Origin of the sequence: Paenibacillus sp. FSL E2-0177, assembly GCF_037992975.1 — a bacterium.
In the GTDB taxonomy this organism is placed as follows: Bacteria; Bacillota; Bacilli; order Paenibacillales; family Paenibacillaceae; genus Paenibacillus_AQ; species Paenibacillus_AQ odorifer.
On the sequence record NZ_CP150307.1, the window covers coordinates 5,101,102 to 5,123,689 of the forward strand.

The following is a 22,588-nucleotide window of genomic DNA, read 5'->3' on the forward strand; positions in this document are numbered from 1 at the left end:
TTATCCACATCAACATATTAGCAAACGTACGTTCGTTTGTAAATGCACCTTTTTCTAATTTTCAATTCATCTTTCATTTCTTTAGAGCCGGCATTTTCCTGTGTTTCGTTTGTTGTTCGAATGCAAATGCAATCCGAATGAGTGTCGGTTCACTAAATGCCGTTCCTGCAAATGTGATCCCAAAGGCTCTTCCATTCTCTTGAAAGCCTGCGGGCACTGCTATAGTTGGATAACCTGCTCTAGCACTTAAATCAGCTCCGACATAAGCAGGAAACAGGATTGCATCCAATCCATACTTTTCTAAAGCATGATCGATCCCCATATTTTGCGAATAATATAAGTCAGAGATAGACTCTACTATATATTCCGAATGATTCAACGGTTTATCTAGCTGTGATCGATAGTTCAGCATATCTTGTCCATATTTCAAAGCCTTTTCCGAATTCCGCTCGTTCCATTCCATCAATTCATTTAGGTTATGGACAGGAAGTTGAGCCGGAAGGTTATATAAGTAATTTTCAACGGAATGCTTAAATTCAAGATTCATTTTGTTATATTTCCACTCTCTATGGAACGATGGAATATCTATATCTTCTATTATGTTGGCTCCAGAACCTTTTAATTTAGCCACAGCATCATTAAATAAATGTTCATCATATTCACCCATGTCACAATAATTCTTAGGTAGAGCATTTCTAAAAACGCCTATGGTCGCTTTATTTAATCCGTCTTTATCCAAAAATGCTGTGTAGTCCATAGTAGAATATTCATTTTTCCAAGTAGCAGGATCACTTTCATCTTTTCCCGTAAGCGCATTTAATAAGATCGCAACATCTGTCACATTCCTTGCCATAGGTCCAGCTGTATCCTGAGAATATGACCATGGAATTATGCCTGATCTACTTATTAGACCTACAGTTGGCTTTAAACCAACTATTGCGTTTTGCACAGCTGGACTTAAAATAGAGCCAGACGTCTCTGTCCCCACGGCTACTGTTGAAAAGTTGGCTGCAACGGAAGCGGCAGAACCCGTACTGGAACCTCCCGGAAAATGATCACCGTATGGATTTTTGGTTTGTCCTCCTATTGAGCTATACCCAGCCCACATGGATGATGACATCCCATTTGCCCATTCCGTCATATTTGTTTTTGCAAGTATAATGGCCCCAGCATCCCTTAGTTTTTGGACAAGAAAAGCATCGTTCGAGCTAACATGGTTTTCCAAAGCTAATGCGCCCGCAGTTGTATGCATTTTATCATTCGTTTCAATATTTCCTTTCAATAATACAGGCACACCATGTAGAAGACTTCGTGCTCCGCTTAATTTCCTTTCCTGATCTAATGCCTCGGCAATATAAATCGCATCTGTATTCATTTCCATAATAGAGTTTATCATGGGACCACTCTGGTCAAACGTTGCTATCCGATACATGTAATACATAACAAGTTCCCTAGAACTAACATCCCCTCTATCCATTGCATCCTGCAGTTCGAGTATCGTTATTTCTTCACTCTTTATTTTTGTTAATTCGAAGATATGTTCCATGATAACTCCTGCTTTCCATTTGGGTCATTTGGGTCATTTATGTAATAGTGTCATGTTCATATATTTTGGTGGGCCGTCCCCACTCGAAGTTATCCAGACCTATTTCCTTAAATCCATATTTCTCATAATAAAGAATATGATCCGTCGCCAAGTAGACTTTTGCATAACCTAGTTGCCCAGCTATTTTTCTGGCATGCTCCAACAAAACGGCTCCCAGTGCTTTGCCCCTCTCACTTTCGTCAATAAACAATGGCGCAATCCAAGGTGATAAATCTTTTCGAGTTATAAATTCCTGCTCAATTAATTGATAAAACCCGATGATTACATCATGTTTCAACAGCAAAAATGTAAAAGGGAACTCCTCATCTTTGGAGATTAAACTTTCTTGTATATTGGGGAGCACAACTTGTTGTACTTTTGGCCATCGTTTTTTGACATACTCAATAAGCTCATTTTGGCGAAGAGGACATTCTTGTAAGGATTTAATATCTAGCATCTAACCATCCCTTCTTGTAAAAAGAAATTCCTATACCCGTGCCTGCTCTCACAATAGTTATCAACCAGCTCTCAAAATGCAGAGCAGCAAGCCCCGAGTGGGGCTTGCTGTAGGTTGTAAATACTAAAGTAGTTTATAACGCTGGTTCACTTCATTACTTGGAAACCGGTGTATAGATCAGGCAGCGCAGAGTCTTCTCCGGATAGCGCAGCTCTACCGTGTAGGAGCTACCGTCTTTCAGTTTGACCAAGACCGCTACTACTCCGCTTTTGTCATATGCACTGTCTTTAATGATAGAGGAGCTGGTTATCGCACGGGTCTCGCCCTGCTTGTCCACCACAATGGATTTAGCGGCTTGAAGCCAGCTGGAATCCTGGCTAATCTGTTTATTCATAGCTGCTGTAATCGGAGTTCTCTTATAGGACAGGTCCACTATCGTGGTATCAAGTACGGTCCCGCTCTTTGCATCCACGAACGTATTATACATGAAATAAGACTTATCCTGAGCCCGCAGTGTCTCTGCACGGTAAGGTAGAAAATTAACGAACCATTGCCCTTTCGAATCAGGAAAAGGTTTATAATATGAGGTCTGAGCCTGCAACTTTGAGAGATCGACACCGAATAGACGGCTTACGCTCTCTTCTGCTCTGCGTAGGGCTTCATCCTGACTGATGTCCTTCTTATCTGGCTGTGCCACGACAAGATTGAGGCTTACCACATAATTAAAGCGATAATTCCAGTCGATCAATTGCAGCATTTCTTCATCAGTCAGTTCGCGCTTAGGAATTACATAGGTAAATTTGCTTTGATCCAGATAAAATTCGGAACTCCCTGATTTCAAAGGTAGCTTCTGCTGGGGCCGTAAGCCATCGTACTTGTATTGATCATCCAATAACATCCGCCGCTTATTCTCTTGGTCCGTAAATTGCCGCGTAAGCTGTTCATCCTTGCCAGTGAGCCTGGCCTTCTCTGCATACTCATTAATCTGCTTAATTTCTTCAGCAGTGACTGTGCGCTCAAAATACGACTTGATCGTCGAGACCGGTGTTTTGGTTGCAACCTTAAGTACCGGGATCTGGCTGCTCGCCAGTTGAACAGCTGGCTTCTGGTTGAGTTCTTGCGTGTAGGAAACGTCCGCTTGAGACACATTCTGGTTCACTGTAGTATAAGCGACGATTGTGGGCACTGCCAAAGCAGTGAGGGCTAGCAGACCACTGGATATCGCGATCACCCCGAGGGCTGATTTCACATCTTTACTCTTCATTTCTCATAACCTCCATAGTGTAAGTGGGCTTGACTTACATGTACTTTAAGATACGAATGTTATAAAGTACGAAGCCCCTTGTTATGAAGTTGTAAAATCAATTACAGACTCGTTCTAAATATTGGAGCCAAGCAACAGATCAAGGATTGGGAAGCATACACTGCCCATGTTGACATAGTCACAATTACTCATAACAGAAATAGCGATTTTTTTATCGGGAAGCAGGAACAGATTGCTTAAGAATCCAGTATCCCAGCCGGAATGTGAGAGAATACGAGAACCCTTATATTCTCCTAGAAACCAGCCCAATCCTATCTGTGCATTTTCCGGATCATAGCCCGTTTGTGCATGAGGTTTCCACATTTCATTATAGCTACCTGGCTGGAGGACTTCATTGCCGTTCCCGGCTGTTCCACCGTTTAGATGCATCAGCAGATATTGGCACATATCTTCGGCATGGGTATATAAAGTGGAGCTAGGTGCATGAGCCCTGTTATATGGAAAAACACTACTAACGCAGCCACCACATTCATGGGTAGCTCCAAGCACATGAGGTGCAGCAATATAAGCTTCAACCTCCTGTTTAAGAAAAGAACTGGACTGCATTCCTGTCGGTTCAAGAATATTTTTTTCCATATACTGCTCGAAGCTCATATCGCTGACTTTTGCTATCATATCTCCCAAGATCTCATATCCTATATTACTATAGGCAAATTTCTCTCCCGGTTGGCTTAACAGCTTGTGGTGACCTATCCCTTTTACATATCGTTCAAGACTTTGCTCGTCGTATTCAGGGCGGTCCCACGCGTAATCTTCCTCATCAGGCATACCGGAGGTATGATTCATAAGCTGTCTTATTGTTATATTTTGATACCGCTCATCCTCTAACTTAAAATATGACAGATATTTAGTGATGGGAGCATCCAATTCTACCTTACCACGCTCAACTAATTGCATAATGGCAGTTGCTACGAAGGTTTTGGAGACAGAGGCTTGGTGAAACAAAGTGCCACGAACAACAGGATCACCCGTCGATAAATTTGCCGTCCCATATTCACCAGTAAACAGAACTTGGTTGTCCTTTACGATTCCGGCCGCTAATCCCGGAAACTTTTCATTTTCCACAGACTTGATTAGCATTTCATGCAAAATATCCTCTATCTTCTGATTCGTGTACATTTTGACCTCCCCAATGACAATAAAGCACCATTTCCAATAAATTCACCCATACAAATAATAACATCTTATCGACCCTTTATCTGGTAATAAATAATTATAATCAAATAAACAGGTGCTTACTTGAAAAGGCAGCAATTCATTCCCCGAGCTTCCGAGCCAGCCTCCAATTAGAGGACCCACAACGCGTGGTCTTTCTACCTTGCTAATAATATCCATGAATCGTCTTCGCCTGCCCTTCAACAACCATAGATTTTACGGCTGAAACAGACGGCTGCCGCAGCTTGATAACCTCTAAAGCCTCAGTAACAATAGCATCCGCGGCTGATTTCCGGGAAAAACTCTTCATACCCTGTACCTTTTCATCCTTGTACCCAAGATGTTCCAATCTCTGAAGCTGCTCTACTAACTGCTCCTCGTCTCGGGCAATCTCTATTAAATTGTGCTCAGACAACCATTCTGCATTGCCTGCCTCCTGACCGGGGAGCGGACGATAGACAATTACAGGAAGTGCTAGAGCCATCGCCTCAGTCAAGGTAATCCCCCCTGCTTTGGTCAACAGACAGGAGGATATGCACATTAGCTCCTGCATTTCTTCTGTATAACCCCGTATGTGAACCCGAGGATTCTCTTGAAAAAGCTCTTCCGTAGCCATCTGGAGCTTATGATTATTCCCGCACAATACCATTACATCAAAGTTTGATTGCTGCAGCGCCCTTATTATTAAATGGTTAATATCACTCAACACACCGTAAGCCCCTGCCGCAAGTAATAGATAATGCCGATTTCCATCTAGTCCGTGCTTACGTAAAAGGGCTTCACGTTCCTGAGTCTGTTCAAAAGCTTCACGAATCGGAATCCCGCTAACCACAAGCTTTTCTTCAGCAATACCTAATGACATCAGTTCTTCTTTCATGCTTTCCGTAGCGATAAAATACTTTGTGGTTTGTGGATGAAGCCATCTGCCATGAACCACATAATCCGTCATGACAGTGAAAAGGGGGATCCGTCTCCCCTTTGTTGATGCAAGCTCTGCAGCGGCCAAATAAGGAAAGGTATGAATGATAATATCCGGTCCGATCTCATCGATGATCCTTTGCACTTTCCGCTTGCCCATAGAATGAATCCATCTGCCCATGAACTGGTCTGGGTTCATCTTGCTCGTCAACTTGTACACTAATCCATAAAATTCTTGAGTATAACCTGTGCTGTTCAGGTAGAATCTGCGGGACAGCTCATTCAGAGTAGGGTAGACTGCAGCGAAAAGATCCAAGGTGACAATCCGGCTGATCCCTCTACGTCTAAAAGAATGATCAATCGCTTCTGCTACTTTGAGATGCCCGTCTCCAAATGCCGAAGTTACAATAAGCACTTTAGGATCTGTGTTCATGAGAAAGCTCCTTTTTCGCTTGGCCTTCTCTAACTCTAACTCTGAATCGTAAACAGATAGTGATGAGATCCTCAACAGAATATTAACTTCAACATTTTCTATAGCGCGAAGCAAACGAAGAAATCCGCAGAAAAAAACACAGTGTATCAACCTCCAGTAACGAGAGGATTAATGTACTGTGTTTAGTTAAAGGCCAACTGAATCCGGGAGCATCTTCGAACGTGTAATATGATCAAATTTTACATCAAGAGTTATAACAACTGGACCTTCTGGTGGGTTATGAGGAGCTACTTATGAAAAGACCATAATTGCTTTTGCGAAAATTTGTGAATGGAGTTTTTGTTTTTCATCCATGTATTTCCTTTCACTATTAAAATATAAACAGCTATGGCAAAATAAATTGCGCTCCAAATCCAGTCTGAGAGGGTTATTAAATGATGCTCATATAAGTAGTTGATGTACCAGATCCCCACCGGCAAATGTACAAAAATTGCGGAGACTAATCCTGGACTATACATGCTTTTTGCTCTTATATTAATGACGACTCCATGGAAAATGATTTGGAAAAAGCCCATTAAAACAGGTGCCATCCCCAGCCATACTACTGACGGGAAGAATACAGGGAGCAAGTAGAACACATAGGCGATGACCACATTAATAATCATTGCCGACTGTTTATTTAATGGATAGTTGTCAGGGGATTCACTTTTAAAAAGGGCTATATTGAATATGCCTGGAAAGTACCCTGGCCAGCGGTATTCCTCAAATTGATGAAGAAGGATCGCCACAAAGCTTAACCATAATATGCTGTTTATCCGCGGTATTGTTTGCCAATTCATTAGAAGATACATGCATATAACAATGCCAATGAATAGTCCTATATCCTGCCAATATTTTCTTAAAAAATTCATTTAATCACCTCAATCTGAGTTTATTAATGAAAGTATCTTGCAAAGAGCAGGTCAATCTGTTCCTCTATAGGTGCAATCTTCACGGAAGCTCCTGTTTCTAGAATAGGACTCATAAGTGCCGGTAGAAAAAGCGCTCCAAAAATCTGCATCGTCATGGTCATCAGGTGCTCTGGTTGCTGTTCATCGGTTAACTCTCTTAAAGTATTTTGTATCTTAGGAAACCCCAATAGATTCAAAAATGATCCATATTCATGCTGGGAGGAGAAAACGGTCTTGCCCATCAGGATGATTCTGGAGAGCAATTCGGGATATTGAAGGATCACTTGCAAATAATCCAGTAAAAATTGCCTCAATCTATCTCGTGAGGATATAGAGAAATCGTCAAGTATGGCAAAGGTATGCTGAAAGCTGTTCAATATCAATTTGATGGACTCGCTAAACAAATTTTCTTTGGACCCAAAGTAATAGTTAACTAGAGCGACATTCGTGCTTGAGGCTTCTGCAATTTTTTTTATAGTAATCCTTTCAAAGCCTTCTTGTTTAGTCAACTCCAGTGTGGCACGCATAATCTTCTCTTTTGTTTCCAACTTTTTGTCTGTCTCCATACGCAACCTCCAAGTATATTCTCTTTGATTTAAATGACATTTAAAATAACGTTTAAATTTAGTATAGCAATCTTTTTCCTTTTTGCAACTTTTATTTATCCGAAATCAAACCAAGTTTAAATGAAAAAGCAGCCGGTTGTTTGAGCGGCTGCTTACATGTTTTTATTAAATTAACGTTTCCTGTTAGCTTAATTGATTACCTTTGAAAAGTGAGTCTGTATTTGATATATATCCATAAATGAAAAATGTATTATTTTCTTCTCTATACGGAATTCTTAATTCATGTAAAATCGAAAGAAATTCTTTACTTATGTCAATTAATTCAGGAGGAAGCAGATTCCCCTTGTGCTTCTGATACCTTGGTCTAACCCGTATCCATTCTACAGAAAAAAAAGGTGAAAGTCCTTCTATCCAATCCCCTAAATACCAGACGTCGTTTTCGAAGTTCTCTGGATAAGGTATATCGTCTAAGACATACTTAGCTTGATATGGAGGGGTAAAAGGTAGTTTATTTAGTACATCACTTTGTAAGTTTCCCCACTTAGTGTCATTCATAACTGAACATAATTGTTTCTGTTTAATAACTTCATGTACCCTTTTTTTAAAATCCTGTTCATAACCCACAATCAAAAATCCTCCTGAATAAACAACATAAATCCCACGCTGACCTGCCTGTGTGTCATTATTGAGTTAACGTTTCCCGGTAAATTAATTCAAAATTAGTCAAGTTTAATAATCTTATCAAAGCAGTATGAATCTTTGTCATAGCCATTATGCACATAGAAAGCATGGGCGTCGGTTCGCTTAAATCCGCTACATAAAATAATACTTGATATTCCCATTTCTTTAGCATAATTCTCAGTGTGTCTTAGTAGTTCTGTACCTATCCCACTATGCTGTAATTCCTTTTTAACGGCAAGCCCTTGAATATGTAGATAACCATTCGAAGACCCTACGGATAACGCCTGAACTATAGTGACAAAACCAACCACTTCATTTTCAAATAATGCAACGAATGTTTTATAATTCCCAGCCTTATTCATGTTTTCCATAGTAACTCGAAAATTTTCAATATTAACATTGCGAACACCAAGTACATCATTCCATAAAAAAACAACTTCAGCATAATCATTTGCTACAACTTCTCGTATCTTAATTTCCATCCCCTCCTTTATAGAAATATTCAAGCAAAGGATTCGACAGTGGATGAAGCAATCCTGCCCGTTACTTCAACAAATAAAAAAGGAGCATTGCCATGGCAATGCTCCTCAGCTATCGTTTCCCGTAAGCTTTATAGATTGCCTCTTTTTCAGCCTGCAATCCCTAGAATCCAATCTCTCATTAGTTTGTTGATTTATAATATTCTGATAAAATGCCCTCTAAAACTTGCTTATACTCGTTTTTATTATAAGAAGAGTTATCAACTTTTATCTTGGTAATGTTTAATCTGGTAAAAATCTCTTCTTCTAGTTCCCTTCTTGCTTTAAGAACCTGCAGTGTTCCATCTAACCCTTTATAATTTTGTGTTTTTCCATACCCCTGGTTCGTGTAATATTCAATAAATCCCTCTGACCATTCCTGAGGTCTTTCCTTTACAGCCTTTCTGAAAGAATGATCAAGATCATTCTGCTGTACGTATATCAACAATGGATTCAGCCGCTCTACAATTGTTGCCAGTTCAATAACATAACTTATAACGTCTTCCTTCTTCGCAGCATGTTTAATCATGCCTATTGTTACAGGGTTTTGTATAAAACAACAATCAAAAATAAAGGTGTCTGCGCCATACATAACACGATCCTCAAACTTCGTCCATCGTTCTGTTATAAGTTTCCTATTCTGATCTAGCGGCAATTCATAAATATCATGTTTAAAAACTGCGCGATGCAATTCATCTGGAAAACTTGACCAGACTTCACTTTTTATTTTCCGATATTCTAGGAAGTAATCGTTATCTTGTTGAATCATTAGATTACTCAACAAATCTTTAAACTTTTTATGGGTATTCAATAATTCATCCCATTCAGTTTTCTTAAAGAAAGCGACTCCATCATAATCAGCAGGATGTTCCAAATTTCCTTCTAAAAAAAGCTGCGATGTAATGTTCACTTCCGTAAGAATTTCATGAACGAGCTGAGCAGTTGTTGTTTTGCCAGATCCTGGCATCCCCTCAATTAAGACTAATTTCGATCGCATAATAAAGTTCCTCCACTCGCTAGTAGAAGGATAAACAGGTAGGAATCAATAGAGATGCGTTTTCCCACGAATAAAAGCGAATACCATCAGGTATCCGCAGGATGGGTATATGATACACCTTTCCCTGCACACCCTGTAAGATTAAAGAAAAGCACACCTAATAAAATAGTGTAATCACTATTTCAGGCATCCTTTCAAATTGTTAATCTTTACAGAGTATTCCACATGATAAGGTTTATGCTCCTTTGTTAGCATCTCTATTGTTTAGATTAACAGTAAGCATAGGTAAATACAATCAGGGACTTTCTAAACAATCCTGCCCGTTAGCTTAACGGAACTTCGATATTATTGTTATTATCTGATTTAGGATGAAGACGATTTTCTATCACAAAAAAATGATTGAAAATACCTATTACTCGTATTTTGTTATCTGCCTCTCCAAAAATTTTTGTTTCTGCTGTCATAAAAATAATCTGATGTGTGAGACTTGATGATTTCAAGTCATTAATAGTATGAAAGCAATTTGAGCTTTCGGAACTGTCACATTTAAGACCGTGAACCTTATGGAGGTAATTATCATAATATTGACTACTTGGTTTTGTATAAGCCATCACAAATAATAATATGGAAACGATTAGAAAAGCATATTTCTTCTTGATAAAGGCACCTCATCTCTTATGGATAATCGTACTATATATACCGCATTTAACTGCCGAATAGTGCTTTTGAATACACTTATATCCACGTTTGAAACGATTTATTGACCATCTTAACATTGTTCATTTTTGCCCAACTCTCTAAATCCGAGATACCTTTATCTTCATCCTTTGAATACCTAAATGCCATATCTAATGGGACGATCTTCCTCCTGTAAGGTAATATCCCAATAACAGGTTTAAAGTACCCCCTGGTCATTATCACTTTAATATCCTTTGGATTAATCATATTTCCATTTAATATAATTTGCTCATTGGATAGGCATAACTCCGTTGGTTTCTTAAAAAATGTTCTGTACAATGTGAGTAACAATAAAACTAAACACAAAAGAACCACAGTTAACGAAGTGTAGAATACCCCCCTCTGATTCCATAATCTCAATCCAAGAATAGATTGACTCGATATAAGAGCAATCATGCCTATAATAGTTCCAATTCTGGATGGATTCTTAACTGGATATTTTATTTCCGTCAACATGGCTCCCCCCTGTTCAAATCCCATACCTTAGAATACCACATATTGGAAGTATTCTGCCCGTTAGTTGAACATAGGCAGCCGATCCATTGACCGACTGCCTGTGTGTCGTTATTGTGTTATCGTTTCACGTTAGCGTAAAGTTCAGGTAATGAATCGACATGTGATTCGACTTCAAAAATAAATTCTTTGAGGTTATCGCAGTCAAACCAAAAATCAGCGAAAAGGTTCTCTTTGTCGTTTCCCAATCCATTTCTTATTTAATAACCATAGTAGTTTTAGTCCTACTGCTCATTTTTTTAAATAGTAAGAGGGCAAGAAGTAAAGCTATGCATACAGCGGCAAAACCCAGCCAATTCAAATATAGGACAGATGTACGACTGATGACTAACCCGCCTAATCCAGATCCCAGTGCAAAGCCAAATTGGATGAACGAAGTATTTACACTAAGAGCAATGTCCGGATTTCGAGGCGCCAGAGTAACCAGATATAGTTGCTGGGCCGGGGAAATACTCCACGTTGCTAACATAAAAATCATTAAAACCAAGATTAAAACCAACAGATTGACTCCGGCTAGAGCAAATAAAAGCAGAGTCGCTCCTTGTAACAGAAGCCCGAGACAAATGGTAAATTTCGATCCCTTTGCATCTGCCAGTTGTCCGCCCAGCCTTGATCCGACAAAGCTGCAAATGCCCGCCAGGAACAGAACACCGCTAATTTCGGTCATGGAAAGAGAGGACGTGGCTTGCAAGAAAGGCGTAATATAAGTAAACAGTGTAGAATAGCCGCCGACATAAAATAACGTAATAACCAAGGCCATCAGAATGGTTGGATTTTTTAAAATAGAGAGCTGCATTCTGAGGGTAACCTTCTCCTCTTCTTTGATTGCCGGTACCTTTTTATAGATGATAAGTAATGGAAAAATACTTAATAATCCGATTAAAACAAATAGCACTCTCCATCCAAACAGCTCACTAAAAAATGTTCCCACAGGAACACCAAGCACTAGTGAACTGCTAAGCCCCATCAAAATGATACCGATGGCATTGCCCCTTTTTTCTTTTTCAACGAGTCGGGTCGCTATTGCCATGGCTACAACGGTAGCGATTCCTCCGCTAGCCCCTTGGATAATACGTATCCATAGTACTGTTTCATAAGCAAGATCTACAAACATAAGTCCGTTGCTGGCAATAAACACACCTAGGGTGGTCATTAGTAGTTTCTTGCGGTCTGCATTGATCGTTAATGCAATCAAAACCGGAGCGACAATGGCTGCAGAGAGGGCAAACACAGTCACCAATAATCCAACTTCAGAAGTAGATACTCCCAAGTCCACAGCGATCATCTCAATAACTCCTGTAATAATATATTCAATGGTTCCAATCAGAAAAACAGCCAGTGCCAGAATATAAATGATCCGTTTATTTTTCAATTTCCCCCACTCCACTTCTTCTGTTATCTATTTATAATGGGAATTTGTATTTCTATGAATTGTGCATCTCGTTCTGGAGATAACGGTAAATATAACTCCCTGCCCGGTTCGTTCTCCTTGATCTGATAGTTGTTTTTCTCAATCCATTTAGCTAAATGAACACAGGCCGCACAATCAAAACTAGTATTTGAATGAAAAGCCATTGTGGCCATCATCGGTTCAGGAGGAAGAGTCCGTAGCTGAAACGGTTCTGGAAATGATCGCAGCTCACAGGTTAAAAAATACCCGACTTCAAACTCAAACTCATCCTCTTTTCCTTCGACTTCTTTCCACAAAACAACCTGAGGGCCTTGAATGAATTGACGATTTTCCGTCGTTATAAACTGATCAAATTGACGAAGCAAATCCGGAATGTCCTCTTCTTTCCCGCATGCTTTCTGATAAAGAAACAATTGAGCACCCTCTGCTTTGACTCTGATTTCTTGACCCGTTTCGAATTGCCCCTCTTTTTCTATAAGCTGCATACGTTCCTCAATCCTGACGAGTTTAGCTTGTTCCGTATCGATGATATGCTGGATTTCGCTTCTTTTCAGCTTAAACATGCCTTGAATATTTTCTAATGAAATATTTTCCTGAAGCAGCTGTTTAATTTGAGGCAATGTAAAACCCAATTCCTTATAGATTAAAATTCGGTTGAGCTCAAGGAGCTGATCTGCGGAATAGTAACGGTAGCACGTATCCTGATCCACTTTTTTCGGCCTTAGTATGCCAATCTGGTCGTAATAACGCAGTGTTTTTAAGGATACCTTGCTTAGCCTAGAAAATGCACTGATTTTGAACAAAATATCATCTCCAATCTATAACATAAAGTGAGTATACAGTTTCCCGTGCAGGGGAAAGTCAAGGATGCTTTTATTTATTTGAGAAATTACTCTTAGATGAACAAAAGCAGCTGATCGTGTTGATCGGCTGCCTTCTTATTTATATTAAGCTTCTTTCCAAGGTTTAATTGGTGCGTTATAAGCCAATAAACGTTTTCACCTTTGCCCATCCTTCAATTATCGCACGGAGTAGCTAGGTTGGGCTATAGGTAGCTAATTCCGCGCACGGTGTAGATAGCTTGAGCTATAGGTAGCTAATTCCGCGCACGGTGTAGATAGCTTGAGCTATAGACGGCTAGTTTAAACACTGGGTAGCACGTTTAGGAGCAAATTTGGCAGGCGGCGTTCTTTTCACCAACTGTTCGGACTCAATTGCTCTTATTTCCATAATTCAGCTCGTTTTGCCACACTATCGGACTCAGTTGCAGCTATTCGCTCAAATGTACTTCTTTTCTGCGCAAATCAAGGGCAATAAGAGCTATACAGTCCGAAACCTTCGCAATATGTACCCATATGCTGAAATAGCTGCAATACGGTCCGATACGATCAAGATCGAGCAAAAGGCAGCTAGTTTCGAGACATAGGCGGCTAGTTTGAGCAACAGGTAACAAATTCTGCGCACGGTGTAGATAGCTTGAGCTATAGTTAGCTAATTCTGCGCACGGTGTAGATAGCTTGAGCTATAGACGGCTAGTTTAAGCACTTGGTAGCACGTTTAGGAGCAAATTTGGCAGGCGGCGTTCTTTTCACCAACTGTTCGGACTCAGTTGCTCTTATTTCCATAATTCAGCTCGTTTTGCCACACTATCGGACTCAGTTGCAGCTATTCGCTCAAATGTACTTCTTTTCTACGCAAATCAAGGGCAATAAGAGCTATGCAGTCCGAAACCTTCGCAATATGAACCCATATGCTGAAATAGCTGCAATACGGTCCGATACGATCAAGATCGCGCAAAGGGCAGCTAGTTTCGAGACATAGGCGGCTAGTTTGAGCAACAGGTAACAAATTCTGCGCACGGTGTAGATAGCTTGAGCTGTAGTTAGCTAATTCTGCGCACGGAGTAGATAGCTCGAGCTGTAGTTAGCTAATTCTGCGCACGGTGCAGCTAGGTTGAGCTATAGGTAGCTAATTCCGCGCACGGTGTATAGACGGCTAGTTTAAACACTGGGTAGCACGTTTAGAAGCAAATTTGGCAGGCGGCGTTCTTTTCACCAACTGTTCGGACTCAGTTGCTCTTATTTCCACAATTCAGCTCGTTTTGCCACACTATCGGACTCAGTTGCAGCTATTCGCTCAAATGTACTTCTTTTCTACGTAAATCAAGGGCAATAAGAGTTATACAGTCCGAAACCTTCGCAATATGTACCCATATGCTGAAATAGCTGCAATACGGTCCGATACGATCAAGATCGAGCAAAGGACAGCTGATCACGCAGCTGGCTGATCGTGATTTGAACCAACGTTTCCCGTTAGTGGAACAAACTACTCCCAGTAAGGAGTCCCACTAAAAAGAAATTCTTCTTTATTTACATATAACCTAAATTCCCGACTTGCTAATTTACTAATATGACTGGGTAACCACTCATTAGATTCAGGCAACCCAAGCCAAAAATTCATTGTCTCGAGTTGGGCAGCTACAAAGAAGCCTTCTAACTGTTGAACATAGTTATGAGGCAGGTCGAATTGTTTGGCGTATGATTCTAGCAACTGGCTTCTGAACGCTGGGTGGATATAAGAAAGTGCCCAACCTAAATCGAATAAATAATATCCGAACCCGCAAGCTCCAAAATCAATGGCTCTAGCTTCTTGTTTATGAAACACATAATTACTTGGAATCAAGTCTGCGTGAATTATCCCCCAGTTGCCAGGTGTTCTTTCTATATCGTTCATCATTAAAATTGCACGCTCACCGGCCAATTGCAGAATTTCCACATCATTTTTATTGAGCTCACCACCGTCAGCAAGCTGTTTGAGCTTTTCTAATGATTGTGAAATTCTAGTATTATCAAAGGATGGTCTAGTAAATAATTGCGGAACCTTCCAAATAGATGATTGTTTATGAAGCTTTCCGATCAATTCACCTACGCACTCGGCATCATTGACTGTTGGAACAAATTGTTTTAGTTCACCCTCTACCCATTTTACCAATGTACAGTTCATGTCAGCTATCTTAGTAACATATTCACCAATGTTATTTTTTATAGGTGACGGTAACACCAGATCAGTATCATTTATTAATGATTCCAGCCAAATCATTTCTGAATGAATGACTTTTTCCTCAGACCAAATATTTTCCATCGAATCATTTTTTGATAGATGTATCCGCAAACTATAGTAGTTACTTTCCTTATCTGTCACTTTATAGATGGTGTTTGCATTTTGGCCAATATGAGCTATTGATTGATAAGTAATCGAATAACAAGTTAATGCTTCTATTGCAACATCATGAGTATTTAACATGTTCTCCTCACTCCCCCTGAAACAACCGAATAAGGAAATCGTACCATGACTTTTTCTAATAGTTCGGGAGAGAACTCTTATATTTATATTTTATCCACCACTTAGTTTATTAAGGTAACTTGCCCGTTAGTTGAATAAAGGCAGCCGATCACATTTACTGACGGGCTGCCTTTATCGTGTTTATGGAACTAGCGTTTCCCGTTAGCTTAACGCCATTGCCTATGCATCACAAATCTCCGATATACGTGTCTACTTTACTTTATTTAATAAGTTTGTCACCATTCTACTCAATGTCCCTTGATCGACGAAAGGAGCAAGGCTTGCCAGCAGATCTGGGCTAAGATGTTCAGCTTCGACTCCACTAATTAACTTCTCGAGATTTTCCCTGTCCAGAAAAGGTGCGAGGCTTATGATCCGGTTCGCATCAATAGTGCCATCTGCAACCCGGTCTACCAAGCGGCTTAACGTTTCTCTGCTAATAAAGGGTGCCAGCCCTTGAACGAAATGCCAGCTCAAGCTACCCTCTTCTGCTTGTTGAACCAACCGATCTACATGTTCTCTTTCAAGAAACGGGGCAATTCCAACAAGATTGTGCACTTCTAAGGAACCGTCAATCGATTTATCTACCAGTCGGCTTAATGTGTCGCTGCTGACGAACGGAGCGAGTCCAGTAATGGCATTCCACACAATTTCGCCCTCTTCTGCCTGACGAACCAGTTCATCCAATGTATCTGTTCCAAGGAACGGAGCCAGCCGCATGATCACGTCTAACTTAAGGACGCTGCTGTCTAATCGTTCTGTAACCTTATGCAGAGCGCTTGCTTTTACAAACGGTGCTACTTCTACAAGCTCTTCCACCTTCATCTCACCGGTATTGACCATCTCTGCAACTTGGTCCGGCCTGTTCTCTGCGATCTCCTCAACTATCGTTCCTAGGTGCTGGTGCTCCCGATTTTCTGAGTTGTCTCCTGCATTTAAAATGTCGTCTACCGTTTTGCCGAATAACCTCGCAAACTGCGGAAGCGTTCCGATATCCGGTAGCGAGTCGCCCCGTTCCCATTTCGATACCGCTTGATGACTTACATTCAGTTGATCGGCAAGTTCCAATTGGGTCAAATCCTGGTCTTTGCGAAGCTTCGAAATATAAGCTCCAATTTTACGCAAGTCGAGCATTGTATACCTCCAATAAAACAAAATGTACAGTGCGCACTGTCGAAAACAGCATAGCATTTCCTCAAACGCAATCCTATCAAGCGGTGGTTGAATTTTCATAGGCGCTTTATTCAACTGTCGGTAGAATTCTCCACTTTTGTCACTTTCATTTATAGTTTTTTTCTACAGTTCATTTCCATTATCCTGCCCGCTAGTTGAATTATCCCCAGGCCTTTGGTCAGTACTGAAGTCTTAAATACGTTGCTCTCTCGTCCAATTAATTCAGAAATCCTGAGGTTCATCAGCGCTCAACGTTTATACATAATATAATCATCACTCTAACTCATCGCTGTTAACAACACGGCAATCGTATTAAACACACCGTGAACGATCATACCAGGCACGACCGATCCCGTACGTTCATAGGTCCATGCAAGGACAACTCCACTAATAAAATTCACGGGCATGGCATTCATAGTGGGAAAATGTGCAAGCGTAAAGATTAGCGAACTAATCACAATCGCCCAGCTCATACTAACACGAGTCCGTAACCAACGATATACAAATCCACGGTAAAATATCTCCTCATAAAATGGTGATACGATCCCTGCCGACACAATACCAATAATTATAGTAAATAGAGTGACATTTTGCTTCAGACTCTCTGTTTTACTATTGTCCACCGAATTCCCAAGAAAACTCGTGAGATAGAGAGTCACCACACTGAATACGATAAGAATAAGTGTCCACAGCGCAATCCTCCACCAATCTTTCACAGAAAATCTCTTTACTCCTACCTCAGCCCAAGGCATTTTCTTCGGTCGTAAAGCAATAAAATATAAACCTAACAAAAGTACAATTGCTATGGTAAGCCCTGTAAGAGTCCCTGAATAAAGAGTATTTCCCAACCATTGCTCATACATTGACTGTACCGCATATTTGATAACGAATATAACAAATACAAACTCAAGCGCAAGTAAAGCAATAAACTCACGCCATGTCCACCGATCCATCTTCTTCCACATTTCCGTACTGGTCATCCTTAATCCCTCAATCCTCTGTGATATAATTTAATGATATTAGGTGACGTTACGTCACCTGCAAGCATTATTTTCGGGAGGAAAGAAGGAACATGAATAGATGGACAACAGGACAAGTATCCAAACAGCGGAATATTTCCGTTCGAACCCTACGTTATTATGATCAGATCGGTCTTCTTACACCGAGTTATAAGGAAGATAACGGCCGCCGTTATTATTCAGAAGAAGATTTATTCACTCTCGAAAAGATAACGTTGCTTAAATCACTATCACTACCGCTTGAAGACATTCAAAATGTAATGGACAAGCTATCTTTTCGTCATATTCTAATCGCACATCATAATCATCTTCAAGAGCAGCTAACTTCTCTTCAGGGCAGTATTGCAAATACTACTTCTTTGATCAACATGATTGATCTAGAAGGTACACTCTCCTGGGATCGGGTTTCTCATCTGATACAGAACGTACAACCCATTTCTAAACAATGGATCGATTACTTCAACGATGCCGAAAGTACCTTTCTACAAAATGCACTACCCAATCTCAGCAGTAATGACCAGACTACTCAGCAATATGCCTCTTTGCTGCGCCGGATTGAGTGGTGCATACAGCAATCTGTTCCACCTGAATCTGATGAAGGTTATTCCATTGCCTGTGAGTTAATAAAGCTATCACACGAAACCTTTAATGGAGACGAGGAATTGATGGAGAAGTTTTGGGAAGTGAGGAAGCTCCCTACATCAGAGTCAGGACTATATCCCGTATCCGACGAAGCGCTGAACTTTGTGGAGCTTAGCATGGCTCACGCTCTAGAAAAAGAGATGGCACAGAAATAGGAGATTTCATCATATTGATAGATTTTTTCTTTATACCCCAGGCCGCGGTTTATCATAACTCGCTGGAGAACTTTTTTTATTTCCTATAGCCATTTGAACGATAATCTGAAGCACGATGATTACAGACAAACCATAGAATGCTTGAACGAAGCTACCTGTTGCATCGTGGAGCCAGCCAATCGCTAGCGGCCCAAGCGCTCCGAGAATGTAGCCACCAGATTGGGTCATTGCGGACCAGCTACTGGCTTCCTGAGCATTGCTTGTTTCATCAATGGGCAACATCAGTGCAATCGGGAACAGCCCACCCGCCCCAATACCGAGAGGAATCGCCGCGAGCCAGGGGCTAACGGATAGGTTCAGCATCAAGACACCCGTCAACTCTAATATTGCACACCCGACAAGCCAGAATACACGTCTTTGGTAACGATGTACAAGCATCGGAATGAACAAAGTAGAGGGCAGCGATATCAAGGTAAATAAAGTTTGGATTTTGCCGGCCGTCTCTTGACTATACCCCTGGCTTTGGATTGCTGGCGCAAGCCAAGCGGTCAACGAATAGAAGATCGCTGCCATCAGCCCGAAGAATAATGTCAGCACCCAGGCACGTTTGTTGTTCACCGGAAGTGGTGCATTAAGTACACTCGAGATTTTACCGGATTGTCGATCTGTGCGCGCAGACCAGGCTAATCTTAACCAAATCGGCAATGCAATAGCTGCGAGTAATGCCCATACAGCCAACGAGCCTCTCCACGAACCACCCAGCGTATGCTGCAGCGGGACCGATAGTCCCACACTAATGCTGGCCCCCATCACCATCGCTGTAGAGTAAATACCCACCATGGATGCCACTCGGTCAGGGAAGTACTGCTTAATGAAACTGGACAACAGCGGCCCTGCCAATGCAATTCCTACACCGGAAAGAAAAGAAGTGAACATCATCAAAGGAGTTGTACCAACAAACCATCGTAATCCCGTACCTAACCCAATGAGGATTAAAGCCAGAACAATTGCGCCCTCATTTCCCCACCTTCTGCTTAATCGTACAGAGAACGGAGCAAATATGCCCATGCATAATACCGGAAGTGTGGTTAACAAACTGGCGGTAATCCCGCTTATACCCAGATCATTCTGAATGATGCTCATTAGAGGAGAAATGGATGTAATGGGTGGTCGTAAATTCAGTGAAGCCAGGATAAGCGCCAAGACGATATAAAAAAGTTTCATTATGAATCACCTCATGGTAGTAGTATCGCTGCATTCTCCCATGACCCTTTGTTAATAACAGATCTTTGGGAGGGCACGATTAAGTATAGAATCATTAGAATGATTGAACAATACTATTGTTTCTATTAAAATGATTACTAAAACCAATGATTAGAGGTCATTCATATGGAGATTCGTCAGATGGAAAACTTCATTGCTGTGTGTGAGGAGCTTCATTTTACACGAGCAGCTGAGAAGCTTGGCATATCTCAGCCTACGTTGAGTCAACAAATACGCGCACTTGAGGATGAACTCGGAGTTCCCTTATTTGACCGAGTCGGCAAAAAGATTGTGATGACTCAAGCAGGAAATCTGTTTTTGGAGCACTGTGTACAGATGATTCGGCATTTACAGAATACCCAGGATGCGTTAGCTGAATTACGCAATGATCAACGAGGTCGGTTGGTAATTGGTGTTCTCCCTTCCGATCTGGACTATCGGCTCACCCCATTGCTCGTGAATTTTCATACGCGATTCCCCAAGGTGCAGCTGAAGCTTATCTCTTCGATCTACGTCTTGAATCAAGTACTAGATAATGAAGTAGACATCGGGATCGAGATCACCTCTGCTCCAGATGATCGGCTTGTACGCATTCCCTTGTGCAGTGAAGAATATGTACTTGTCGTTTCTGAGAATCATGATTGGGCTGAACGAAGCACGATTGGAATCCAGGAACTGCGTAATATCCAAACTGTGATGTTCCCCGAAGGATTTACAGGCAGAGAATTAGTTGATGGCTATTGTCGTAAATATGGATTCAGCTTAGATACGATCATGGAGACCAGTTCGGCAACTTCCATTATTAGCTTGGTGAAAGCCAATGTCGGAGGAACATTGCTGCCTTACCGTTTGATCCAAGCAATGAATGAACCAACATTACGCTGCATCCGAATTACAGACGATCCGCCATATCGTCACTTTGAGATCATTCATCGGTCCGACCGTTTTCTGACAAAATCGGCCAAGGCATTTATTGAGAAAACTATCGAGTATTTCAACTAAAGGTGAGATGCGAAAGAGATCGCTTCTGCTGCCAGAAGTAGAGTATAGTAGGAATGAAAATATATTAGGAGGCTACAGCCATGTCACAGGAGATTTGGATTAACCTGCCAGTCAAAGATGTTGAGAGGTCAACTGCCTTTTTCAATGAGATTGGATTCCAAGCGGTGAGTGTTGGTAACGAGAGGGCTAAGCTTGTTATAGGTCAAACAACAATTCTGCTGTTCCCGGATGCGGCGTTTGAGAAATTTACTGGTTCAAAAACCGCAGATACTTCCCATAGCGCTGAAGTAATCTTCTCCATTGGTGCTGAAAGCAGAGAAGAAGTAGATGCCTTTGTCCAAAAAGTAGAGGCTGCTGGAGGAAACATCTTTGGCAAGCCAAGTGAGACTGACGGCTGGATGTACGGCGCAGGATTTGCCGACCTGGACGGTCACCGCTGGAATCTGCTGTACATGGATGAGAGCAAAATGCCAAAACGCGAAATTTGAAGCGAAAAGCCAACACCAACAAATCCAAGATATGGTGTAATGATTCGGGCTTATACGTTGATGAAAAGAGCTGGGGAACGGAATGAATAAAGAAAATAGGGACTTCGCTGAACGAGTTCTTAAACATCTTTGTATTGGGGCAAAAATTGATGGTCTTAGATTTGGAGTATCAAGTGGTGCTACTCAAGTTTATTTAACTAAGTATGAAGGCTTCGATGATTTAGCTGGTCAACTGTACCTGAACATTGAATCAAAGTGGACTATATTGGATTCAGTTCCCTCTCAATACCCTAGACATGAAAGTCAAATTGCAGATGTTTCTGAGGAAGAAAAATACAGTCAGATCATAAAGATGAGACGTGAAAAGATTATAGATATACAATTGGGAGACAGCACTCCACATTTAATTATAAGCTTTGAATCAGGTAGCATACTATTTGTTATTGGTTTTCATGAGAAGTATGAATGTTGGCAGGTGGGAGTAGAATCTGATAACTGGCTAGTTGTTGCATGTCCAATGAATGGAATTGCTACATGGACTTCAAATAAATTTGAATAATAATAAAACACTCCATTGTCAGGAGTGTTTTTTCTTTTATATACAGATATACATTTAATGGTCAAACTGTACTTTGTGTTTGGAAGCATTGAGGTGAAGCGTATTATATATAATCAATGAATTCATTAGTTTTGTTATATCCATAAATTATGATGGAGTCGGTAGTTTCTTCACCTGGAACATGTATTTTTTTCAAGATTTGAATTAAATCAGCATTTATCGAGTCATTTTCAGCATGAATTTCTAACCACTCAATAAATTTGTAACCACCATCTGAAAAATGGTAATACCAATCTCCATCCCAAAGGCTGATATAGCCAGTATCAATGTCTTTAATCCTCCATTTGGTTGGAAAGGCATAGTTGAGCATTGCTTGTCTTATTTCTTCCCATTTTGTGTTGTTCATTAAAGGTTTTAGTTCATTTGAATCCATATATTCACCTTTTTCATCCATCAGTACTGAACGTGTTTATTCCACTTCATCATTTTCTCTTGTACAAAACTTCCCGGTAGTTGAATGAAGGCAGCTGATCGCATTGACTGACGGGCTGCCTTATCATGTTTATTGAACTAACGTGTCCCGTTAGCGTAATGCAATCAGTAAAAAACTTACCCATACCTACGGTTCACCACTTTGGTTGAAGCGGTGAATTTTGGAGCCACTCTTATATCAACCGAGCACTCATTTTCGGCACGTGA

The 22,588-nt window shown here is 40.8% G+C and carries 23 protein-coding genes; 4 read left to right on the top strand and 19 right to left on the bottom strand.

The window, feature by feature from the left end; all coding sequences use genetic code 11:
• Positions 1–73 precede the first annotated feature (73 nt).
• The 17 genes from MHI25_RS22900 to MHI25_RS22980 all read right to left on the bottom strand — a co-directional run bounded on the left by MHI25_RS22900 (position 74) and on the right by MHI25_RS22980 (position 17,741).
• Entirely contained in the window at positions 74–1,546 is a 1,473-nt protein-coding gene (locus MHI25_RS22900) for an amidase family protein (protein WP_340394382.1), read from the bottom strand.
• A gap of 37 nt (positions 1,547–1,583) precedes the next feature.
• Positions 1,584–2,042 carry a GNAT family N-acetyltransferase gene (locus MHI25_RS22905; RefSeq protein WP_038572615.1) on the bottom strand — a complete coding sequence of 153 codons (459 nt, stop codon included), beginning with the start codon at positions 2,040–2,042 and terminating at the stop codon, positions 1,584–1,586.
• A gap of 154 nt (positions 2,043–2,196) precedes the next feature.
• Positions 2,197–3,306 (bottom strand): hypothetical protein, encoded by a 1,110-nt coding sequence (locus tag MHI25_RS22910; RefSeq protein WP_076304654.1) that lies wholly within the window; start codon positions 3,304–3,306, stop codon positions 2,197–2,199.
• A 114-nt stretch (positions 3,307–3,420) separates the two neighbouring features.
• Positions 3,421–4,485, bottom strand: a complete 1,065-nt coding sequence (locus MHI25_RS22915; protein WP_076304653.1) for a serine hydrolase domain-containing protein — start codon at positions 4,483–4,485, stop codon at positions 3,421–3,423.
• A gap of 202 nt (positions 4,486–4,687) precedes the next feature.
• The gene (locus tag MHI25_RS22920; protein ID WP_076304652.1) at positions 4,688–5,872 is read right to left on the bottom strand and encodes a glycosyltransferase; all 1,185 of its coding nucleotides are present in this window, start codon (positions 5,870–5,872) and stop codon (positions 4,688–4,690) included.
• 287 nt (positions 5,873–6,159) lie between these two features.
• The gene (locus MHI25_RS22925; protein ID WP_076304651.1) at positions 6,160–6,783 is read right to left on the bottom strand and encodes an HXXEE domain-containing protein; all 624 of its coding nucleotides are present in this window, start codon (positions 6,781–6,783) and stop codon (positions 6,160–6,162) included.
• A gap of 23 nt (positions 6,784–6,806) precedes the next feature.
• Entirely contained in the window at positions 6,807–7,388 is a 582-nt protein-coding gene (locus MHI25_RS22930; protein ID WP_076184227.1) for a TetR/AcrR family transcriptional regulator, read from the bottom strand.
• A 183-nt stretch (positions 7,389–7,571) separates the two neighbouring features.
• The gene (locus MHI25_RS22935) at positions 7,572–8,012 is read right to left on the bottom strand and encodes a DUF6678 family protein (protein ID WP_081391890.1); all 441 of its coding nucleotides are present in this window, start codon (positions 8,010–8,012) and stop codon (positions 7,572–7,574) included.
• Between the two features lie 95 nt (positions 8,013–8,107).
• Positions 8,108–8,551: a GNAT family N-acetyltransferase gene (locus MHI25_RS22940; protein WP_076279211.1), complete on the bottom strand. Its 444-nt coding sequence runs from the start codon at positions 8,549–8,551 to the stop codon at positions 8,108–8,110.
• A 178-nt stretch (positions 8,552–8,729) separates the two neighbouring features.
• Positions 8,730–9,584 carry a hypothetical protein gene (locus tag MHI25_RS22945; protein ID WP_076184228.1) on the bottom strand — a complete coding sequence of 285 codons (855 nt, stop codon included), beginning with the start codon at positions 9,582–9,584 and terminating at the stop codon, positions 8,730–8,732.
• A gap of 323 nt (positions 9,585–9,907) precedes the next feature.
• Positions 9,908–10,195, bottom strand: coding sequence for a hypothetical protein (locus MHI25_RS22950; RefSeq protein WP_340394387.1), 288 nt, complete (start codon positions 10,193–10,195; stop codon positions 9,908–9,910).
• Positions 10,196–10,319: 124 nt separating this feature from the next.
• Positions 10,320–10,802 (bottom strand): hypothetical protein, encoded by a 483-nt coding sequence (locus MHI25_RS22955; protein ID WP_340394388.1) that lies wholly within the window; start codon positions 10,800–10,802, stop codon positions 10,320–10,322.
• A 229-nt stretch (positions 10,803–11,031) separates the two neighbouring features.
• Positions 11,032–12,207, bottom strand: coding sequence for an MFS transporter (locus MHI25_RS22960; protein WP_076184230.1), 1,176 nt, complete (start codon positions 12,205–12,207; stop codon positions 11,032–11,034).
• A gap of 23 nt (positions 12,208–12,230) precedes the next feature.
• Entirely contained in the window at positions 12,231–13,049 is an 819-nt protein-coding gene (locus MHI25_RS22965; protein WP_076194965.1) for a helix-turn-helix domain-containing protein, read from the bottom strand.
• Positions 13,050–14,571: 1,522 nt separating this feature from the next.
• The gene (locus MHI25_RS22970) at positions 14,572–15,549 is read right to left on the bottom strand and encodes a phosphotransferase (RefSeq protein ID WP_340394389.1); all 978 of its coding nucleotides are present in this window, start codon (positions 15,547–15,549) and stop codon (positions 14,572–14,574) included.
• A 249-nt stretch (positions 15,550–15,798) separates the two neighbouring features.
• Complete coding sequence (locus MHI25_RS22975; protein ID WP_076218443.1) at positions 15,799–16,722, bottom strand: helix-turn-helix transcriptional regulator; 924 nt, start codon at positions 16,720–16,722, stop codon at positions 15,799–15,801.
• Between the two features lie 317 nt (positions 16,723–17,039).
• A complete protein-coding gene (locus tag MHI25_RS22980; protein WP_340394390.1) occupies positions 17,040–17,741 on the bottom strand; it encodes a type II CAAX endopeptidase family protein in 702 nt (233 codons plus the stop codon).
• 92 nt (positions 17,742–17,833) lie between these two features.
• On the opposite strand from MHI25_RS22980, the gene MHI25_RS22985 reads away from it, so the two are divergent.
• Positions 17,834–18,577 carry a MerR family transcriptional regulator gene (locus tag MHI25_RS22985; RefSeq protein WP_340394392.1) on the top strand — a complete coding sequence of 248 codons (744 nt, stop codon included), beginning with the start codon at positions 17,834–17,836 and terminating at the stop codon, positions 18,575–18,577.
• A gap of 30 nt (positions 18,578–18,607) precedes the next feature.
• Here MHI25_RS22985 and MHI25_RS22990 read toward each other — a convergent pair whose 3' ends face one another.
• Positions 18,608–19,801, bottom strand: a complete 1,194-nt coding sequence (locus MHI25_RS22990; protein ID WP_340394393.1) for an MFS transporter — start codon at positions 19,799–19,801, stop codon at positions 18,608–18,610.
• Between the two features lie 180 nt (positions 19,802–19,981).
• On the opposite strand from MHI25_RS22990, the gene MHI25_RS22995 reads away from it, so the two are divergent.
• From MHI25_RS22995 to MHI25_RS23005, 3 genes are all read left to right on the top strand, one after another.
• Positions 19,982–20,842 carry a LysR family transcriptional regulator gene (locus tag MHI25_RS22995; protein WP_254847659.1) on the top strand — a complete coding sequence of 287 codons (861 nt, stop codon included), beginning with the start codon at positions 19,982–19,984 and terminating at the stop codon, positions 20,840–20,842.
• An 80-nt stretch (positions 20,843–20,922) separates the two neighbouring features.
• A complete protein-coding gene (locus MHI25_RS23000) occupies positions 20,923–21,330 on the top strand; it encodes a VOC family protein (RefSeq protein ID WP_076130260.1) in 408 nt (135 codons plus the stop codon).
• A gap of 82 nt (positions 21,331–21,412) precedes the next feature.
• Complete coding sequence (locus MHI25_RS23005) at positions 21,413–21,889, top strand: hypothetical protein (protein ID WP_340394395.1); 477 nt, start codon at positions 21,413–21,415, stop codon at positions 21,887–21,889.
• Positions 21,890–21,992: 103 nt separating this feature from the next.
• Here MHI25_RS23005 and MHI25_RS23010 read toward each other — a convergent pair whose 3' ends face one another.
• On the bottom strand, positions 21,993–22,343 hold the full coding sequence (locus tag MHI25_RS23010) for a DUF6678 family protein (protein WP_340394397.1): 351 nt from the start codon (positions 22,341–22,343) through the stop codon (positions 21,993–21,995).
• Between the last annotated feature and the right edge of the window lie 245 nt (positions 22,344–22,588).

Bases quoted from the DNA above. Each gene is read 5' to 3' on its own strand.
- MHI25_RS22900 (WP_340394382.1), bottom strand. From the start codon at position 1,546: ATGGAACATATCTTCGAATTAACAAAAATAAAGAGTGAAGAAATAACG.
- MHI25_RS22905 (WP_038572615.1), bottom strand. From the start codon at position 2,042: ATGCTAGATATTAAATCCTTACAAGAATGTCCTCTTCGCCAAAATGAG.
- MHI25_RS22910 (WP_076304654.1), bottom strand. From the start codon at position 3,306: ATGAAGAGTAAAGATGTGAAATCAGCCCTCGGGGTGATCGCGATATCC.
- MHI25_RS22915 (WP_076304653.1), bottom strand. From the start codon at position 4,485: ATGTACACGAATCAGAAGATAGAGGATATTTTGCATGAAATGCTAATC.
- MHI25_RS22920 (WP_076304652.1), bottom strand. From the start codon at position 5,872: ATGAACACAGATCCTAAAGTGCTTATTGTAACTTCGGCATTTGGAGAC.
- MHI25_RS22925 (WP_076304651.1), bottom strand. From the start codon at position 6,783: ATGAATTTTTTAAGAAAATATTGGCAGGATATAGGACTATTCATTGGC.
- MHI25_RS22930 (WP_076184227.1), bottom strand. From the start codon at position 7,388: ATGGAGACAGACAAAAAGTTGGAAACAAAAGAGAAGATTATGCGTGCC.
- MHI25_RS22940 (WP_076279211.1), bottom strand. From the start codon at position 8,551: ATGGAAATTAAGATACGAGAAGTTGTAGCAAATGATTATGCTGAAGTT.
- MHI25_RS22945 (WP_076184228.1), bottom strand. From the start codon at position 9,584: ATGCGATCGAAATTAGTCTTAATTGAGGGGATGCCAGGATCTGGCAAA.
- MHI25_RS22950 (WP_340394387.1), bottom strand. From the start codon at position 10,195: ATGGCTTATACAAAACCAAGTAGTCAATATTATGATAATTACCTCCAT.
- MHI25_RS22955 (WP_340394388.1), bottom strand. From the start codon at position 10,802: ATGGGATTTGAACAGGGGGGAGCCATGTTGACGGAAATAAAATATCCA.
- MHI25_RS22970 (WP_340394389.1), bottom strand. From the start codon at position 15,549: ATGTTAAATACTCATGATGTTGCAATAGAAGCATTAACTTGTTATTCG.
- MHI25_RS22975 (WP_076218443.1), bottom strand. From the start codon at position 16,722: ATGCTCGACTTGCGTAAAATTGGAGCTTATATTTCGAAGCTTCGCAAA.
- MHI25_RS22980 (WP_340394390.1), bottom strand. From the start codon at position 17,741: ATGACCAGTACGGAAATGTGGAAGAAGATGGATCGGTGGACATGGCGT.
- MHI25_RS22985 (WP_340394392.1), top strand. From the start codon at position 17,834: ATGAATAGATGGACAACAGGACAAGTATCCAAACAGCGGAATATTTCC.
- MHI25_RS22990 (WP_340394393.1), bottom strand. From the start codon at position 19,801: ATGAAACTTTTTTATATCGTCTTGGCGCTTATCCTGGCTTCACTGAAT.
- MHI25_RS22995 (WP_254847659.1), top strand. From the start codon at position 19,982: ATGGAAAACTTCATTGCTGTGTGTGAGGAGCTTCATTTTACACGAGCA.
- MHI25_RS23000 (WP_076130260.1), top strand. From the start codon at position 20,923: ATGTCACAGGAGATTTGGATTAACCTGCCAGTCAAAGATGTTGAGAGG.
- MHI25_RS23005 (WP_340394395.1), top strand. From the start codon at position 21,413: ATGAATAAAGAAAATAGGGACTTCGCTGAACGAGTTCTTAAACATCTT.
- MHI25_RS23010 (WP_340394397.1), bottom strand. From the start codon at position 22,343: ATGGATGAAAAAGGTGAATATATGGATTCAAATGAACTAAAACCTTTA.